Source organism: Pseudoxanthomonas sp. CCNWLW251, assembly GCF_037402255.1.
Lineage (GTDB): Bacteria > Pseudomonadota > Gammaproteobacteria > Xanthomonadales > Xanthomonadaceae > Pseudoxanthomonas_A.
Genome location: NZ_JBBEGA010000002.1, coordinates 648,094 through 666,030 on the forward strand (window position 1 = coordinate 648,094; position 17,937 = coordinate 666,030).

At 68.2% G+C, this 17,937-nt stretch carries 15 protein-coding genes; 3 read left to right on the plus strand and 12 right to left on the minus strand.

Annotated features, from left to right (window positions below; all coding sequences use genetic code 11):
* Nucleotide 1: 1 nt before the first annotated feature.
* The 3 genes from WBN46_RS10095 to WBN46_RS10105 all read right to left on the minus strand — a co-directional run bounded on the left by WBN46_RS10095 (nucleotide 2) and on the right by WBN46_RS10105 (nucleotide 3,660).
* Nucleotides 2–1,537, minus strand: a complete 1,536-nt coding sequence (locus WBN46_RS10095) for an efflux RND transporter periplasmic adaptor subunit (RefSeq protein WP_337731384.1) — start codon at nucleotides 1,535–1,537, stop codon at nucleotides 2–4.
* A gap of 96 nt (nucleotides 1,538–1,633) precedes the next feature.
* Nucleotides 1,634–2,905: a HAMP domain-containing sensor histidine kinase gene (locus WBN46_RS10100; protein WP_192201944.1), complete on the minus strand. Its 1,272-nt coding sequence runs from the start codon at nucleotides 2,903–2,905 to the stop codon at nucleotides 1,634–1,636.
* A 53-nt stretch (nucleotides 2,906–2,958) separates the two neighbouring features.
* On the minus strand, nucleotides 2,959–3,660 hold the full coding sequence (locus tag WBN46_RS10105) for a response regulator transcription factor (protein WP_055940490.1): 702 nt from the start codon (nucleotides 3,658–3,660) through the stop codon (nucleotides 2,959–2,961).
* 128 nt (nucleotides 3,661–3,788) lie between these two features.
* On the opposite strand from WBN46_RS10105, the gene WBN46_RS10110 reads away from it, so the two are divergent.
* Complete coding sequence (locus WBN46_RS10110; RefSeq protein ID WP_337731385.1) at nucleotides 3,789–4,127, plus strand: DMT family protein; 339 nt, start codon at nucleotides 3,789–3,791, stop codon at nucleotides 4,125–4,127.
* Nucleotides 4,128–4,146: 19 nt separating this feature from the next.
* Here the strand turns inward: WBN46_RS10110 and WBN46_RS10115 are convergent, their stop codons facing one another.
* The 6 genes from WBN46_RS10115 to nudE all read right to left on the minus strand — a co-directional run bounded on the left by WBN46_RS10115 (nucleotide 4,147) and on the right by nudE (nucleotide 7,578).
* Complete coding sequence (locus tag WBN46_RS10115) at nucleotides 4,147–4,689, minus strand: hypothetical protein (RefSeq protein WP_337731386.1); 543 nt, start codon at nucleotides 4,687–4,689, stop codon at nucleotides 4,147–4,149.
* Between the two features lie 7 nt (nucleotides 4,690–4,696).
* Entirely contained in the window at nucleotides 4,697–4,999 is a 303-nt protein-coding gene (locus WBN46_RS10120) for a DUF962 domain-containing protein (protein ID WP_337731387.1), read from the minus strand.
* Nucleotides 5,000–5,015: 16 nt separating this feature from the next.
* Nucleotides 5,016–5,339 (minus strand): YnfA family protein, encoded by a 324-nt coding sequence (locus WBN46_RS10125; RefSeq protein WP_337731388.1) that lies wholly within the window; start codon nucleotides 5,337–5,339, stop codon nucleotides 5,016–5,018.
* Between the two features lie 61 nt (nucleotides 5,340–5,400).
* Nucleotides 5,401–6,213, minus strand: coding sequence for a nucleoside triphosphate pyrophosphohydrolase (gene mazG / locus WBN46_RS10130; protein ID WP_337731911.1), 813 nt, complete (start codon nucleotides 6,211–6,213; stop codon nucleotides 5,401–5,403).
* Nucleotides 6,197–7,033, minus strand: a complete 837-nt coding sequence (cysQ, locus tag WBN46_RS10135; RefSeq protein ID WP_337731389.1) for a 3'(2'),5'-bisphosphate nucleotidase CysQ — start codon at nucleotides 7,031–7,033, stop codon at nucleotides 6,197–6,199. Before cysQ ends, mazG begins: the two co-directional genes overlap by 17 nt.
* Nucleotides 7,030–7,578 (minus strand): ADP compounds hydrolase NudE, encoded by a 549-nt coding sequence (gene nudE, locus WBN46_RS10140; RefSeq protein WP_142125793.1) that lies wholly within the window; start codon nucleotides 7,576–7,578, stop codon nucleotides 7,030–7,032. The genes cysQ and nudE overlap by 4 nt, the downstream gene beginning before the upstream one ends.
* Before the next feature lie 74 nt (nucleotides 7,579–7,652).
* Here nudE and bioA point away from each other — a divergent pair, with 74 nt between their 5' ends.
* Both bioA and WBN46_RS10150 read left to right on the plus strand, forming a co-directional pair.
* Nucleotides 7,653–9,047, plus strand: coding sequence for an adenosylmethionine--8-amino-7-oxononanoate transaminase (gene bioA / locus WBN46_RS10145; protein ID WP_337731390.1), 1,395 nt, complete (start codon nucleotides 7,653–7,655; stop codon nucleotides 9,045–9,047).
* A gap of 166 nt (nucleotides 9,048–9,213) precedes the next feature.
* A complete protein-coding gene (locus WBN46_RS10150; RefSeq protein ID WP_337731391.1) occupies nucleotides 9,214–9,945 on the plus strand; it encodes a 16S rRNA (uracil(1498)-N(3))-methyltransferase in 732 nt (243 codons plus the stop codon).
* Nucleotides 9,946–10,041: 96 nt separating this feature from the next.
* Here the strand turns inward: WBN46_RS10150 and WBN46_RS10155 are convergent, their stop codons facing one another.
* The 3 genes from WBN46_RS10155 to WBN46_RS10165 are packed head-to-tail and all read right to left on the minus strand — an operon-like array spanning nucleotide 10,042 to nucleotide 17,870.
* Complete coding sequence (locus WBN46_RS10155) at nucleotides 10,042–10,512, minus strand: chemotaxis protein CheW (protein WP_192201951.1); 471 nt, start codon at nucleotides 10,510–10,512, stop codon at nucleotides 10,042–10,044.
* A 10-nt stretch (nucleotides 10,513–10,522) separates the two neighbouring features.
* A complete protein-coding gene (locus WBN46_RS10160) occupies nucleotides 10,523–11,764 on the minus strand; it encodes a chemotaxis protein CheB (RefSeq protein WP_337731392.1) in 1,242 nt (413 codons plus the stop codon).
* Nucleotides 11,757–17,870 carry an Hpt domain-containing protein gene (locus tag WBN46_RS10165; RefSeq protein ID WP_337731393.1) on the minus strand — a complete coding sequence of 2,038 codons (6,114 nt, stop codon included), beginning with the start codon at nucleotides 17,868–17,870 and terminating at the stop codon, nucleotides 11,757–11,759. The genes WBN46_RS10160 and WBN46_RS10165 overlap by 8 nt, the downstream gene beginning before the upstream one ends.
* Between the last annotated feature and the right edge of the window lie 67 nt (nucleotides 17,871–17,937).

The window sequence follows — 17,937 nt, forward strand, 5'->3', positions numbered from 1 at the left end:
CTCATTCCTTCGCGCGCTCGCCCACGACCACCACGTCGCCTTCCTTCACCGGACCGGACACCTCGGTGCTGGTACCGTCGCTGGCGCCGATGCGGACCTGCACCATCTCGGGCTTGCCGTTGACCAGCGCGTACACCGGCGCACGCTTGGCGGCAAGCAGCGTGCGCAGTTCGCCGTCCCAGCGTTGTTTCTGCGTGTCGTCGAGCGTGGCGCGGAACGGCGCGAAATCCTGCTGCATGCGGTCGGCCATGCGCTGGCGCATCTGCGCCTGCATCGCGCCCGAACCACCCCCGGCATTGCCACCGGAGCGTTGCCCGCCACCCGGTCCGCCGAACATGCTGGCCCCGCGTTCCTGCGCCTGCGCCATGCGGGCGGCCTGGCGCTCGCGCAGCGCGGCAAGCGCCGCATCGAAAGCGGCCTGCTGTTCGGGCTTCAGCTGCAGGGTGCCGGCCACGCGCACCAGATCGTCGCTGACGCCACCCCCGCGATTCTGTCCGCCCTGCGGCGTCGCCTGCGCGGGCGACGCCGCGCCCGACTGTTCACCGGTCGGCTTGTAGCGCAGGGCCGCGTTGGAGATCTTGAGGATGTTGTCGCGCTTGCTGACCTCGATCTCGGCGTTGACGGTGAGGCCCGGCAGCAGGGTGCCGTCGCTGTTGTCCACGCTGACCACCACCGGATACGTCACGACGTTGCTGGTGGTGGTCGCCGACAACCGCACCTGCTGCACTTCGCCGCGGAACTGGCGATCGGCGAACGCATCGACGGTGAACGAGACCGACTGCCCGACCTTCACCTGGCCGATGTCGGCTTCATCGACGGCCAGCTCGATCTTCATCTTCGACAGATCTTCGGCGATGGTGAACAGTTCCGGTGCCTGCAGGCTGGCCGCCACGGTCTGGCCGGGCTCGATGGTGCGGGTCAGCACCACGCCGTCCACCGGCGAGCGGATCACGGTGCGGTCGAGGTTGACGCGGGTGGTTTGCGTGGACGCGGTCTGTTGGCGGATCTGCGCCTGCGCCGCGTTGACCTGCGCGCGCGCCTGGTCGCGCGAGGCGCGCGCCAGGTCGACGTCGCTCTGCGCGACCAGCTTCTGCTGGCCAAGGTCGGCCTTGCGCGTGTAATCCAGTTCGGCGTTCGCCAGCGTTGCCTGCGCCTGCCTCAGGCTGGCCTGGGCGTTGGCGATCTGCGCGTTGCCCTGTTCGATCTGGGCCTCGTAGGTGCTCGGGTCGATGCGCGCAAGCACCTCGCCCTTCTTCACTTCGCTGTTGTAGTCGACCAGCACGTCGGTGACCTGGCCGGAAATCTGGCTGCCCACGGTCACGGTGGAGATGGCGCTGAGCGTGCCGGTGGCCGAAATGGCCACGCGGATATCGCCGCGCTCGACCGTCGCCGTGCGATAGGCGCTTTCGACGCCGTCTCCCTTCCGCGTGGTCCAGTACCAGGCGCCGCCGCCCAGAATGGCGACCACGGCAATACCCAGCAGGAGGGTGGGCAGCGGGGATTTCTTGCGGAGAGGAGTGCGTGCAGGCTGGCTCATGCAGTGAGTCGGCTCGGAAGGTGGGGAGTCGTGGAAGGGAACGCGTCGGGAGCGACATGGTTGACAACCCGTGCCGCGGGTCAGTTCCCGTTCGGTTTACGGAACGAAGCGGATCGTCGCCGTGGTTCCGCGCCCCGGCTCGCTGTCCAGTTCGATCTTCCAGCCGAAGCGGTCGCACAAGCGGCTGACGATGGACAGGCCCAGACCGCTGCCGTGCGGACGCGTGGGGTCTGCACGGTAGAACGGCTCGAACACCCGTGTCATCGATTCGGCCGACATGCCGATGCCGGTGTCGCGCACGATCACGCGGTCCGGCTCCAGCACCACGTCTATGCGGCCCCGGTCGGTGTACGCGCATGCGTTGCGCAGCAGGTTGCTGACCACCACCTGGAACACCCGTGGCGGTGCGTGCAGCCTCGGCCGTGCATGCAGGGTGACTTCCAGGTCCACGGGCTTGTTCAACAGCAGGGCACGTGCGTTCTCGGCCTCGTCCATGACGATGTCGGCGACATCGAAGTCCTCGCTCTGCGGTTCGACCTCGGCTTCGCGGGCCAGGATCAGGAACGCATCGATCACGGCCTCCATGTCGCGGCCGGCGCGCTGGATGCGTTGCAGCGCGCGCGCGACGCGCGGCGGCGCGTCTTCGGCCATGCCCATGTCGGTGGCCACGCGGATCACGGTCAGCGGCGTCCGCAATTCATGGCTGGCGTCGCGGGTGAAGTCGCGCTCGCGTGCCACGTGTGCGGTCACGCGCTGCGCCAGCCCGTGCAGCGCGGAAGCGAGCTGGCGCGCCTCGCCCTGCACGTCGCTGGGAAGGCGATCCGGGGCCAGAACGCTGACGTCGGGACGGCGCGGATCCCACTCAGCCACCTGCCGCGCGAGCCAGCTGACCGGGGACACCAGCCGCTTGGAGGCGCGATAGGTCAGCCAGGACACCAGGTAGATCGCCACCAGCGTCATGATGATCGGCACGGTGCCGAAGTAGAACGCCAGCCGCTCGGCCTGGGAACGCAGGAACACCAGGTAGAGGCGGCCGGCGGGCTCTTCGTCCACCAGCACCAGCTGGTCGTCCTGCTTCAGCTCATGGAACCCGGGCGCGAGGTTGCGCAGGTTCTCCGGCAGGACGAGGTTGGAATGCCCCTTGACCACCAGGTAGCCGCGCAGGTTGTGGGTGTTGGGCGGCGGCTGCGCGGTGCTGGCGCTGTACAGCTCCCAGAAGTGCGTCGCCTCTTCCTGCAGGGCGGTATTCATCAGGCTGTGCTTGATCACCGCGGAGATGAGGTACACGCCCAGCACGATGGCCAGGCTGACCATCACGGCCTGCAGGATGAAGGCGATCCTGAGTTTGCGGGGCAGGCCGTGGCGCATCGGCGTATCGTCGGGCGAGGACGGGATTATGACGCGCGTGCCCGACGGTCGGATCAGCCGATGTCCGCGATGCGGTAGCCCGCGCTCTGCACCGTATGCAGCAGAGGCTTGTCGAACGGCTTGTCGATCACCTTGCGCAGGTTGTACAGGTGGCTGCGCAGCGTGTCCGAATCCGGCAGGCCGTTGCCCCAGATCTCGCGTTCGATCTCCTGCCGGGTCACCACGCGCGGCGATTCACGCATCAGGATGGTGAGCAGACGCAGGCCGATCGGCGACAGCATCAGTTCGGTGCCGCCGCGGGTCGCGCGCATGCTGACCGGGTCCAGCACCAGGTCGGCGACCTTCAGCACTTCGGCGCCGACCTGGCGGCGCTCACGGCGGATCAGCGCGCGCAGGCGGGCTTCCAATTCCTGGATGGCGAAGGGCTTGGTGAGATAATCGTCGGCGCCGGAACTCAGGCCGGTCAGCTTGTCGTCCAGGGTGTCGCGCGCGGTAAGCATCAGCACGGGCGTGGATTTGCGGGCCTCGGTGCGCAGGCGCTTGCAGACTTCCATCCCGTCCAGGCGCGGCAGCATCAGGTCCAGCACCAGCACGTCGTAGCTGTTCTCCACCGCCAACCGGTACCCATCCAGGCCATCGGTGGCGTAATCGACCTCGAATCCCCGGCCCTCGAGATACTCTCCAATCATCTCCGAGATGTTCCGGTTGTCTTCCACCACCAACACCAGACCTGCGGTTTCCTGACTGTGTCGCATGACAACTCCTTCAGAGGCTTCAGGTTTGTGAAGCTACCGGCCTCCCGGTGGACATCATGTGAAGGTGGCAGCTCCATTCAGCCCACAGTTGGGATTACGCTTCGCCACCCCTCCCCGACGGCCCCGCCATGATCGAACGCGTTCTCCCCCTGTTCCTGCTGCTGGCCTCCAACGTCTTCATGACCTTCGCCTGGTACGGGCACCTGAAGTACAAGTCCTCTCCGCTGTTCGTCGCGATCCTGGCCAGCTGGGGCATCGCCTTCTTCGAGTACACCCTGATGGTGCCCGCCAACCGGATGGGCAGCACGGTCTACTCGGTGGTGCAGCTGAAGACGATCCAGGAGGTCCTGACCCTGCTGGTCTTCGCCGGCTTCAGCACCTGGTACCTGGGGCAGCCGCTGAAATGGAACCACTACGCGGCCTTCGCCCTGATCGTGGGCGCGGCGTTCCTGATGTTCTACGAGTGAGGTCGCTCGTCACCGGTACTCAACGGGCGTGTCCGGTGCGGGCCAGCAGCCACTCGGCGCGCGCTTCCACCCGCCGGTGGTCCCGCAACACGTAGGAACCCTGGATGACGGCAACGGTGCGCGCCGCTTCGAGGGGCGACAAGGCATCCAGGGACGTGCGATGTTCGCGTCGCGCGAGTGCCGCCAGGCCACGGTCAGTACCGTTGTAAGCCTGGGACACGATGAGGCCATACATCGCGGAGTCGTCCAGGTGCAGCGGCAGCAGGAACCGCCAGAGCAGTTCGCGCACGTGCCGGCCCACCACACTGCGCCTGTCCGTGCCATCCACGTGCGCCAGCGCGAGACGTGCTCCGTAGGCGTCCGGGGAAGCCACTCCGGCATCGATGAGGTCGCGAACACGCTGCGGAGGCGATGCCTCCAGCGGTTCCGCCCTTGCAAGCAGCACCTCGACCTCGGCGACATGCGGCCTGACTGCCACCCAGTCGTATGCGAACAGTCCGGCCAACGGTAAGCCGACCAGCAACGCCGCGGCGTGGACGGTGTGCCGGACCACGCGGCTCATGCGCCGCTCAGAACCGGATCTTGCCGGTGAGGATGTCCTTGAACATCACCCAGTCGCCGGCGAAGGAATAGAACGGATGCTTGAAGGTCGCGGGCCGGTTCTTCTCGAAAAAGAAGTGGCCTATCCAGGCGAAGCCGTAGCCGCAGAACAGCGCGGCGAGCATCCACCACGCATTGCGTTCGACGAGGGCCAACACCAGCAGGGCCAGCACGCCGCAGCTGCCGATGAAGTGCAGCCGGCGCGAGGTGCGGTTGCTGTGTTCGTTGAGGTAGAACGGATAGAACTCGCGGAAGCTGGCGAAGCGGCTCATGTCCCCTCCCACAGGGTCAGGCGGCGCGTGGCGAGAACATGATCACCGCCATGCCGGCCAGGCACAAGCCGGCGCCGAGCAGGTCCCAGCGGGTGGGCTTCACCGCGTCCACCGCCCACAACCAGAAGATCGCGGTGGCGACATAGACGCCGCCGTAGGCCGCGTACACACGGCCGGAGGCGGTGGGATGCAAGGTCAGCAACCACGCGAACAGCGCCAGGCTGACGGCGGCCGGCAGCAGCAGCCAGGCGCTGCCGCCTTTGCGCAGCCACAGGTACGGCAGGTAGCAGCCGACGATCTCGGTCAGTGCGGTCAGCAGGAAGAGCAGCAGGATTTTCATGAGACCCCTGTAGGAGGGGCTTCAGCCCCGATGCCTTGCGCGGTCGGGGCTGAAGCCCCTCCTACAGCCCTTGCTGCTTCACCCGCGCCCACAACGCTTCCTGTTGCTCCAGCGACAGCGCGGACATCGAGGTGCCGTCTGCCGCGGCCAGCGCTTCCATCGCACGGAAGCGACGTTCGAACTTCAGGTTGGCGCGACGCAGCGCACCGCCCACATCCACCTTGGCATGGCGCGCCAGGTTGGCGGCGACGAACAGCAGGTCGCCGATCTCGTCCTCCAGCCGCGCGTCGCGTTCGGGCGAAGGGGCGGCAGCGAGTTCAACGCGGACTTCATCGATCTCCTCGTGCAGCTTGTCGATCACCGGCGCGGTATCCGGCCAGTCGAAACCGACCCGCGCCGCGCGCGACTGCAGCTTCACCGCGCGCTGCCACTCGGGCAGGCCGCGCGAGACGCCGGCGAGCGCGGAAGCATCCTCTTCACCGGCCGCTTTCCGCTCGGCCGCCTTGATCGCTTCCCAGTTGGCGGTCTGCGCCTCGGCATCGGCGAACGAGGCATCGCCGAAGACATGCGGATGACGCCGCACCATCTTGTCGCAGATGGCATCGACCACGTCCCCGAACGCGAACGCGCCCTGTTCGTTCGCCATCTGCGCATGGAAGACGACCTGCAGCAGCAGATCGCCGAGCTCGTCCTTCAGCGCCGGCAGGTCATTGCGGTCGATCGCGTCGGCGACTTCGTACGCTTCCTCGATCGTGTAGGGCGCGATCGAGGCGAAGTCCTGCTCGAGGTCCCACGGACAACCGCCCTCGGGATCGCGCAGGCGGGCCATGATGCCCAGCAGGCGCGCGATGTCGCCGTCAGGCGCTGCGGGCATGTCCATGGTCGCCGTCCTGCGCCCGCGCCAGCCAGTCACGCCATGGCAGCGTCATGTCGCCCAGGGCCACGAAATCACCATTGAGCAGGGTCTCGCGGCGGTTGTAGCGGAATGCACGTCCATCCGGCGCGAGCAGTGCGCCACCGGCAGCTTCCAGCACGCACTGCGCGGCGGCGGTGTCCCACTCGCTGGTGGGGCCGAAGCGCGGATAGACGTCCAGGGTGCCTTCGGCGATGCGGCAGAACTTCAGCGAGGAGCCGAGCGAGACCTCCTCGATCCCGCCCATGCCCTCCAGGAAAGCCTGCGTGCGCGCGTCGCGGTGCGAACGGCTGGCCGCCACCTTCAGCGTGCCCCTGGCGGGCGCACGCGTGCGGATCTGCGCGTCGACCTCGCCGATGCGGCGGTACGCATTGCGGCCCTGGCGCGCATGCCAGGTCTCGCCGGTCACCGGCGCATGCACCACGCCGAAGATGGGCTCGTTCTGTTCGATCAGCGCGATGTTCACGGTGAACTCGCCATTGCGCTTGATGAACTCGCGCGTGCCGTCCAGCGGGTCCACCAGCCAGTACGTCGGCCACTGGCTGCGCTCGGCCCACGGAATGTCGGAGGCTTCCTCCGACAGCACCGGCCATTGCGGGGTCAGCCGGCGCAGGCCATCGGCGATGACCTGGTGCGCGGCCATGTCGGCGGCGGTCAGCGGGCTGTCGTCACTCTTGCGCTGCACATCGAAGGCGTTCTCGTACACGGCCAGGATGGCCTGGCCCGCTTCGCGGGCGATGACGATGACGGCTTCGTGCAGGTCGGCGGTCATGCGACTCATGTCCGCTCTTTCAGCCATTCGCGGGCGATGAACAGAGCCGCCAGCGAACGACCTTCCGAAAAATCCTCGCGCAGCATCAGCTGGTCGAGGTCTTGCAACTTCCAGGGCACTACTTCCAACTCCTCGGGTTCATCCCCCGGCAGGCGCTCGGGGTACAGGTCTCTTGCCACCACCAGCCAGGACTGGTGGCTCATGTAAGTGGGTGCCAAGGTCAGGGCGCGCAGCACATCGATACGGCGCGCACCGAAGCCGGCTTCTTCCTTCAGTTCGCGGTCGGCCGCCTGCTCGGGCGTTTCGCCGGCATCGATCCGGCCCTTCACCAGGCCCAGTTCGTAACGGTGCATGCCAGCGGCGTATTCGCGCACTAGGAGCACGGTGTCCTCGTCCTGCATCGGCACCACGACCACCGCGCCATGACCCTGCGCACGGAGCCGATGGTAGCGACGGCGTTCGCCGTTGCTGAACTCCAGGTCGAGTTCCTCGACATGGCGGTCCGGCCCGTCTGCGCGCTGGGTGATGCCGTGGATGGTGGGAAGACGGCTCATGCGGCGGCGCGGCGTCCACGCCCGGCACGCAGGGCGTGGCGACGGAAGGGGGTGGGGGCCGATATCATGTGGGGATGCGACAACAGGATCATCAAGCGGGAATGCTAGCAGAGGCGGACGCTTGGCGTGCCCGCGATCTGTCGGTGGTGTGGCATCCCTGCACCCAGATGCGTGAGCACCCGCACACCTTGCCACTGGTACCCATCGCGCGCGGCGATGGTGCATGGCTCATCGGGCACGATGGCACGCGTTACCTGGACGCCGTCAGCAGTTGGTGGACCAACCTGTTCGGGCATGCGGAGCCGCGCATCGGCGCCGCCATCGCCACCCAGGCCATGGCCCTGGAACAGGTGATGCTGGCCGGCTTCACCCACGCACCGGCGGTGGAACTGGCCGAACGCCTGCTTGCGATCGCACCGCGCCAACAGGGACGCACGCCGCTATCGAAGGTGTTCTACGCCGACAACGGCTCCGCCGGCGTGGAAGTGGCATTGAAGATGGCGTTCCACTGGTTCCACAACCGGGGCGAACACCGCCGCACCCGGTTCATCGCGCTCGAGAATGGCTACCACGGCGAGACGCTGGGAGCGCTGGCGGTGGGCGACATCCCGCTTTACCGGCGCGTCTATGCACCGCTGCTGGCCGAGGCGCTGTTCGCACCCTCGCCCGATGCCTACCTCGCGCTGCCCGATGAATCGCCGGCCGACTGCGCCGCGCGCGCCGCGGCCGCGCTGGCGACCCTGCTGGAGCAGCATCCGGGTGAAGTCTGCGCGGTGATCGTGGAGCCACGCGTGCAGTGCGCGGGCGGCATGCGCATGCACCACCCGGATTACCTCGCCCGCGTGCGCGAACTCTGCGACGCCAGCGGCGCGTTCCTGATCGCCGACGAGATCGCCGTAGGCTTCGGCCGCACCGGCACGCTGTTCGCCAGCGAGCAGAGCGGCGTGATGCCCGACCTGCTGTGCCTGTCGAAGGGGCTGACCGGTGGCTTCCTGCCACTGGCCGCAGTCCTGGCCACGGAGACGATCTACGATGGCTTCCTCGATGATGCGCGCGAACGCGCCTTCCTGCATTCGCACAGCTACACGGGCAATCCCCTGGCCTGCGCGGCGGCATTGGCCTCGCTGGACATCTTCCGCGCCGACGACGTGCTGGCGCGCAATCGCACCACGGCGCGCGCCATGGCGGCGCTGGCCGAGCCGCTGGCCGCGCACCGCCACGTGGCGGACGTGCGCCAGGCCGGCATGATGCTGGCATTCGAACTGACCCGGGACGGCGACAAGGCCACGCCCTTTCCGGCAACGGCGCGCGTTGGCCTGAAAGCCTACCGGGCTGCATTGGCCCGCGGCGTGGTGCTGCGCCCGCTCGGCGACGTGCTGTACTGGATGCCGCCGTACTGCGTGGACGAAGAGCAACTGCAGATGCTGGCCGATGTCACCCGCGCGGCGATCGACGAGGCGACGGCATGACGTGCCTCCGCCAGAACGCTCCCTGTCGGAGCTTCAGCCCCGACTGTGGGTCCGGAAGCGCCGACATGGCCATCCACCCAACGGGTGCGCTGCAGCGCGTTCGTTGTCATGGCGGCGGGCATGTCGTCGTGGCGCGGGCTGAAGCCCCTCCTGCAGGGAGCGTCACATGCGTCTGACTCGTTGTTTCGTTGAACGGCCGTTGCAGACGGGCGCGCGGCTCGCCCTGCCTGAGTCCACCGCCAACCACCTGGCCCGTGTCCTGCGCCTGCGCGAAGGCGACGCCTGCGTGCTGTTCAATGGCGACGGCCACGACTACAACGCGCGCATCACCACCATCGGCAAGCGCGAGGTCGTGGCCGAGATCGCGTCGATGCGCGCGGTGGACCACGAATCCCCGCTGCACATCACCCTGCTGCAGGGCATCGCGCGGGGCGAGAAGATGGACCTGATCCTGCAGAAAGCGACTGAGTTGGGCGTGGCCGCGATCATCCCCGTGACGGCCGAACGCACCGAAGTGAAGCTGGACGCCGAGCGCGCCGGGAAGCGCGTGGCGCACTGGCGCAATGTCATCGCGTCCGCCTGTGAACAGAGTGCGCGTGCGCGCCTGCCGTCGCTGTCGCCACCGGCCGCACTGGCGGATGCGGCGCGCATGGTCGACAGCGGCGCGACGCGACTGACGCTGGATCCTGCCGGCGACGTGTCGATGGCCACCGTGCAGGTGGCATCAGGCGCAGTGGTGGTGGCGATCGGGCCGGAAGGCGGCTGGTCACCACGCGACCGCGAGGTCCTGTCGGCGGCGGGATTCACCGGATTGCGCCTCGGCCCCCGCATCCTGCGCACGGAAACCGCAGGACTGGCCGCCATCGCCGCCTTGCAATCGCGCTTCGGCGACCTGTAGGGCGGGCCCTGGCCCGCCAGCATGCATCGCGGAAAAGCCGCTTCGCTTGCAGGATTTGTGGAGGCGGGCTGAAGCCCACCCTGCGACAGCGATATCTCAGGCCGCGTTGGCCAGCGCGTCGCCGATCATCGATTCGACCACTTCCAGGTCGGGCAGCACGGCGGCTTCGTCACCGAGCAGCACGCGCACCTTCACCCCGACCGGCAGGTCTTCTTCGGTCGCGTCGGCCAGCAGGCCGTCACGCGGGACCGACACCAGGCGCGGGAACGATGGTGTCAGCAGCGCGAAGTACGGGCGATCCTTGTCGCCACTCAGCGCCTTCAGCACCACGATCTTGCTGTTGAGCGCCACCGGCTCGTTCGGATTGCCACTCAGGCGGCCGAACGCGACCAGCGGGACCGGCCAGCCATGCCAGTCGATCCGGCCCGGCAGCCAGTCGGGCATGTCGGCGATCGGCTCGACCGGCGCCCGCGTGAGCACTTCGGCCACGGTGGCGTTGGGCAGCAGCAGGCGGTACTCGCCTGCCTGGATCAGGACGCCGCGGATTTCGTCGTTGGAATGGGCCATCGTATGTTCCTCAGAACCAGCGGTCGGTCAGGCGTTGCGCGAGCTGCATGGGCGCGGCCAGTTCGGCACCACGCGATGCCAGCGCCTTCGGTGCCGCCGGGTCGTAGCAGCCGTCCTGCGACTGGCCCAGCACCAGCGCACCCTGCTCGCCCAGCGCGGCGACCGGATCCACCAGTGCGCTGTCGCTGCCGCTGAGCAGCAGCACCGCGCTGTCGGCGGGCGGCAGTTGCGGGATCATCGTGTGGATCACGGCACCCGGGCGGAAGCTCACCACACCTGCATCGACAAAAGGCACCACGTCACCGGGCAGCACGTAGATGTGTCCCGCTTCGGCGGGTTTGCCGGCTTCGGCCAGCAACACCGGCATGTGCGCCACGCGCTCCATCTGCCGGACCAGGTTGTCGTAGCGGCCACCGTCCAGGCGCAGATGCACCAGCACGGGTTTGGGGAAGCCATCCGGCAACTCGGCCAGCAGCTTCCGCACTGCGTCGGGACCGCCGATGCCAGCGAAGACCAGCACGGCGCCCTGCACGCGCGCCGCACCCGTGGCACCGCCGGATTCCAGCGGTTCCAGTTCCAGCGTGGACAGGTCGAAGGTCGGAGCTGGCACTGGCGGCGGCGCCACGACGGGCGCTTCCGGGAGCGGCGGGGGGATGGAGGGTGCCGGCGCGCCAGCGGGCGCCGCGTCGACCGTGGCATGACGCAGCCAGTCGTCCGCGTCGATGACCTGTTCCGCGGCTGAGCGCGTCGCCAGGCCACCGGTGTAGGCGAAATCATCACGCGGAAGTTCGAACGCGATGTCGGCCGCTTCTTCCAGGTGCAGGGAAATCTCCGCGCCCTCGTGCAATTGCGCGGGCGTCACCGGCAAGCCGGGCTCGAGCTGCAGGCCGACGTCTTCTTCGCGACCAGGCGGCAATACGTCCTGGTGCCCGTGCAGTTTCGCCGCCAGGTGCCGCGCCCAGCGCTGGGCTTCCCAGCCCTGGCGCCGCGCAGCCAATTCGGCTTCGTCGAATATCACCGCGACCGCCGGGTCGTGCAGCACGCTGTCGAAGCGCTCCAGGCTGTCTTCGATGGCCGGCTCCAGCGCCACCAGCACCACCTGCGGCGCGCTGCCGCCGAGGGCTTCCACATCGAGCGCATTGGGATCGTCTTCCAGCACGATGTCGGCGCCGGCTTCATGCAGCGCCACACGCAGGCGCTCGCGCGCTTCGCCCGGCCGCGCCAGCAAGGCAACGCGTTTGGCTTCACTCACGGACACGGGCGATTCCCAGCAGGTCGTAGACGTTGCGCATCAGGTCAAGCTCCTGGTACGGCTTGCCCAGGTAGCGCTGCACGCCGATATCGAAGGCGCGCTGGCGGTGCTTGTCGCCGGTACGCGACGTGATCATCACGATGGGCACGTCCTTGAAACGCGGATCGGCCTTCATCGCGGTGGCCAGCTCGTAACCGTCCATGCGTGGCATTTCGATGTCCAGCAGCATCAGGTCGGGCACGCGTTCTTCCAGTTTCTCCAGCGCTTCGACGCCATCGCGCGCGGCGCTGACCTCGAAGTTGTGGCGTTCCAGCACGCGGCTGGTCACCTTGCGCATGGTCAGCGAGTCGTCGACCACCATCACCAGCGGCACCCGGCGCTGCTCGACCGCGGTGACCTGCTGCGTCGGCTGCTGCGGCTGCGCGAGATGGCGACGCACCAGCGGCGCGGCATCCAGGATCACCACCACGCTGCCGTCGCCGGTGATCGTGGCGCCGTAGATGCCGGGGATGGACGCGATCTGCGGCCCCACCGGCTTGACCACGATCTCGCGATTGCCGAGCACCTGGTCGACCGCGACGGCCGCGCGCAGATCGCCCGCGCGCACCAGCAACAGCGGCACCTGCGGCTGGCCTTCCGCCTTCGCCGGTCCCTGTCCCACCAGGTGGCCCAGGTTGTAGAGCGGATAGTCCTCGCCGGCGTAGTGGTAGCTGCCCACGCCCGCACTGAAGCGCGCGTGGCTGATGCGGCCGATGCCGCTGACCGCCGCCACGGGCACCGCGAACTGCGTTTCGCCGATCTGCACGAACACGGCCTGACTGACCGCCAGCGTCTGGGGCAGGCGCAGGGTGAAGGTCGCCCCCTTGCCCGGTACCGAATTGATTTCCAGCGAGCCGCCCAGCTGGCGCACCTCGTTGTACACCACGTCCATGCCCACGCCGCGGCCCGCCAGCTGGCTGACCTGGTCGTAGGTGCTGAATCCGGGCTCCAGGATCAGGCGGTCCAACGCGCTGTCGGGCAGCACCGCGCCCGGCTGCAGCAGACCGCGCTGCTCGGCGCGCTTGCGGATGGCATCACGGTTGAGGCCGGCACCGTCATCGGATACCTCCAGCACCATTTCCGAGCCTTCGCGACGCAGCGCCACGTGCACGGTGCCTTCTTCCGGCTTGCCGGCCTTGCGGCGTTCCTTGGGTCCTTCCAGCCCGTGCGCGACCGAGTTGCGCAGCAGGTGCTCCAGCGGCGCGGTCATGCGGTCCAGCACGTTGCGGTCCATTTCACCGTGCGTCCCGGAGAACTGCAGGCTGACCTGCTTGTGCGTCTCGGTGGCGGCCTGCCTCAGCACGCGGCGCAGGCGCGGCACGATGCCTTCGAACGGCAGCATGCGCGCACGCATCAGGCCATCCTGGAGCTCCGAACTGACGCGGGACTGCTGTTGCAGCAGGCCGTCGTACTGGCGCGCCAGGTCGTCGAGCACGCCCTGCAGGCCGCTGATGTCCGCCGCCGATTCGGCCAGCGCGCGACTGAGCTGCTGCAGCGTGGAGAAGCGGTCCAGTTCCAGCGGATCGAACGTCGGGTCCTGCTTGTCGTGCTCGCGCTGGTAACGCGCGACGATCTGCGCCTCCGTCTCCAGGTCGAGACGGCGCAACTGATCGTGCATACGGATGTTGGTGCGGTCCAGTTCGGCCATCGCACCGCGGAACGCGCCCAGCTGCTGTTCGAGGCGGGCACGGTAGATCGCCACTTCGCCGGCGTTGTTGACCAGGCGATCCAGCAGGTCCGCGCGCACGCGCACCTGCTCCTGCTGGCCCATCGGGAAGAACTCTTCCTCCACCTGGACCGCGACCTCGGTCTCGATCGGCGCCGACAACGGCGCCAGCTCGACCGGGGCGATGGACGTTTCCGCCGCCGTCGGCGTCTCAGGCAGTTCGATGCCGCGGGCGCGCGCATTGAACTCCGCGATCATGCCGTCCGGAATGGCGACGGCGCGACGCGCGGTGACGCGGGCGAGTTGCGCATGCAGCGTGTCGAAGCCGCGTTCCAGCAACTGGATGGCGCGACGGTCCAGCTCGGTGCGCTGGCCGGCGATCGACTCCAGCATCGATTCGATCGCGTGGCCCAGGTCGCCCACGGCATGGATGCCGGCCATCCGGGCGCCGCCCTTCAGCGTGTGCAGATCGCGCTGCAGGCCGATGACCAGCGAACGGTCTTCCGGTGTCTCCCGCAACTTTGCGATCAGATCGTCGGAGTGGTCGAGCAGGTCGTTGCCTTCTTCGATGAAGATCTCGACCAGGTCTAGGTCGAGCCCGGTCAGGTCGAGGGCCTCTTCCGGCTCCGGCATGTCGGCGGGTGCACTGGTCACGGCAGACTCCTCGACTTCCACGGAGGCGACGACATCGGACGGCGCTTGTTCGGCAGCTTCGAAGGCTTCCGCGTCTTCCGTTGTTTCAACCGGCTCGGCAGCGTCTTCGACAGGCGTGTGCTCCGCCGCGACGGCGTCGTCCACCAACGGCTCTTCCACGGCGCCATCGAAGCCGGTCGTCCCGTCGGCAACCTCGGTCGCCGCGTCTTCGATGGAGAGACTCTCGACTGCAGGCGCGTCGGCACCCTGCTCCGCGGTGCCGTCCTCTTCGACGATGAGCGGCGTTACCTCGCCCATCGCAACCTCGTCTTCCTGCACCGCCACGCGCTCATCGATGGCATCGGCGACGGACGCCGTTTCGTCGGTGACGTCGACGGTCACGACCGCATCGACGGACGCTTCCACCGGATCAGGCTCGCCTGCTTCCGGCACATCCATCGCGGCAACGTCGGCGAGATCGTTCGCGTCGGTGATGTCGCCCGTGCTTCCGGTGCCTTCGGCGACCGCCACGTCCGTGATCGCGTCATCCGGCACCGGCGCCGTGTCGACAACGACGGCTTCGGTTTCGACCAGGAACGCAGGCAGGTCGGCGTCCACCAGCAGCGCGTCATCGATCGGCTCGGCGAACGCGTCCTCTTCCTGCGCCTGTACTGCGGCTTCCAACGATGCGTCGGCAACGGTGGAGGACCCCATGCCGATCATGGCGTCATCCGCCACCTCCGCATGAACGTCTTCGCCCACCTCTTCCGGCGGCGTCGCGTGTTCGACTTCCGATTGCCGTGCGCGAGGCAGGATGCGGTAGTCGATGTCGTAGAACGTCACGCCCTGCGATGCAGGCTGCTCCACGTCCGCCGGGGTGGTTTCCCCGGTGTGCAGCACTGCATCGGGTGCGGCATCGGCCGTTTCGACGACCGCATCTTCCGGCGTGGCGTCGTCCGCCATTCCGGTCGCGGCAAGATCGCCCGCACCGTTGGCGGCGTCGCTGTCGAGATACGCGGACAGGTCCAACGCGGACAGCTCGATGTCGGACGGCGCAACCGGCGGTGCGATCGTCGGCATCTGGCCGACATAGGTCCCCTGGTGCGCGTCGTCGACGATCTGCGCGCCATGGCGCAGGTCTGGCAGGCTGTCGCGCAGCGCGGCGAGCTGGCCCGCCAGCGCCGCGAATACCGGAATGCGCGGCGACGGCGCCTGCAGGGCGGCGATGCTGCGGCGGATCGCCTGCGCGGTGTCGGCCAGTGCGGCCACGCCTTCCGGCGGTGGCGTCTCGCCCGCCGACAGCAGGCGTTTGACGTACTGCTCCGCGGACGAGGTGACATGGGTGATTTCCGGCACGTCCGCCATCGCCAGCGCACCGTTCATCGTATGCACGGCGCGCAGCAGTTCTTCCGTGACCGGCGTGGCTTCCACCTGGGCCTTCTGCAGCCAGGTATCGACCGTGTCGAGATGGTTGTCGACCTCGGTCTCCAGGATCTCGCGCAGCACCGCATCGACCGACGCCGGCGTGCCTTCGGTCTCGGGTTCGAACACCGCAGGCACGTCTTCGGTGACCGGCACGGTCGTCTGCGCGAACGCCGGCTCGACGAAGTCCGCTTCCTCGTCCAGCACGGTCGGCTGGGCGCTGTAGTACGCCTCTTCACCCGCGGCCAGGCGATCCGCCACGTCCTGCAGGCCGGCCAGGTCGGCCGTCACGCTGCCCTGGCCGCGCAGCGCGGCGTTGAGTTGCGGCAATGCGTCGCAAGCCTGTTCCAGCAGGACTTCCACCGCGTGGCTCGGCGCGCGCGTGCGGTCGAGCACGCGATTGAGCATGTTCTCGACCTTCCAGCTGAATTCGCCCAGCGTCTTGGCGCCCACCAGGCGTCCACTGCCCTTCAGGGTATGGAACACGCGGCGGATCGGGCGCAGGCGATCGAAATCTTCGGGATTGCTGCGCCAGGCGGGCAGCAGCTGGCGCAGGTTGACGATTTCCTCGTCGAACTCTTCGAGGAAGACGTCGCGGATCTCGTCGTCGATATCCGTGGCATCGCCGTCGAAGCCGCCCACCACGCTCGCCGCCGGCAGCGCGGCCGCCGCAGCGGCAATCTCGTGGCGCAGGTCGGGCAACGCATCGGCATCGGTATCGACGACGTCCGGCGTCGCCTCGGACAGGTCCGCGGCGGTTTCGATGTGATCCCCGGCAAAAGGTGCATCGCCAGCTTCCAAGACGGGCGCGCCGGTGTCTTCCAGCACCGACACCGGCGAGGCCGCCTCGGCATCACCGTCTGCTTCTTCGAAGCCGACCGGATCGAATGGATTGGCGCCGCCGGGCGAAGATACGGCGGGCGCGGCGTCGATCGGTTCCAGCGACAGCCCGGAGAACGAGACTGGCGCGGGCGCTTCCTCCACGGGGACGGGAATTCCATCGACCACGGGCGCTTCAACGACAGGCGCTTCGGCGACCGGCGCCACGACGGGGGCCACCGCGACCGGCGGGATTGCTTCTTCAGCCGCCGGGGCTTCGGCCGGCAGCGGCCAGTAGCGCAGGGCTTCCAGGCTGCCGCGGGTGATCTCGAGGATGTCCTCGCGATTCGGGCGGCGCTCGCGCAGCGCTTCCAGGTAGTACTCGAGGCTGGCCATCGCATCGGCCAGGGTGTCCAGCTGCTGGCCGCCGGGCACGCGCTTCTTGCCGATCAACTCGCCGCTGACGTAACGGCGCACACCGATGACGTAGTCGCCCGCCTGCGCCAGTTCGAGCATGCGCAGCGCGCCCGCGACCTCGTCCAGCAGGCGCGGCACGTCGGTCAGTTCGGCATGGTCCCAGTTGGTCTCGATGAACGCGACGAAACGCTCGCGTGCACCGGCGAAATTGATGATGGCCTCCTGTGCCAGCACTTCGACCGTGCGTTGCGATTCGGCCGTGCTGGGATCGGGCGCCGCATCGCCGGCACTGCCCAGGCGCGCGACCTGATCGTCCAGCGAGGCATCGACATACAGCAGTGCGCCGGCGACATCGAGCAGCGTGCCTTCGTCCGCAGGACGGGCGCCCGCCACGACTTCGCGCAGGGTGTCGCGCTGCTGCATCACCACATCGCGCGCCACGCCCAGGCCCATCATGCCCAGGGTGTCGGCCACGTTGCCGAGTTCGGCAACCTGCGATTCGAGTTCCTGCGCCTCGCTGCCGGTGCGCAAATGCAGGTCCAGCGCGTCCTTCACGCGCAGGAGCTCTTCCTTGACCGCGTTGCCGACGGTATCGAGCAGTTCGCGGTTGCGCCCGCTGAGGCTGCTGCGCGCGTGGTCGATCTCGGCCTCGCTGGGCGTCGCGTCGTCGCGCGCACCCGGCGGGAACAGCATGCTTTCGTTGAGGCCCGATGCACCGCGCGACGCGCGGATTTCGTTGAGCAACGGCAGCAGCACGATGGGGATGTCCCGGTGGCCGTCCTGCAACCGTTCCAGGTAATCCGGCAACAGCACCGCGCCGCGCATCAAGGTGGAGCAGGCTTCGTCACGGTCTACCACGCCGCCTTCCTGCAGCGCCTTGGCGAGCAGCTCCAGCTCTTCGGCCACCATCGCGGGCGCGTACAACTCGACCATGCGCAGCGTGCCCTGCACCTGGTGCAGGTAGCCGGCGCAGAAGCGCATGCGGCTGGTATCGGCGGGCGTTTCGACGAAGGCTTCGATTTCCTGCCGCACCAGGCGCAGGGTTTCGTCGAGCTCGGGCTTCACCCAGCCGAGCACGGCGTGGCTCATGGCTTCGCGCAGCGCACTCATGGGCATGCTCCCGCGGCGACGGCAGAACCGTCAGCCTCGCGCTGCTGGCAGGCGGGATGGCGTAGGA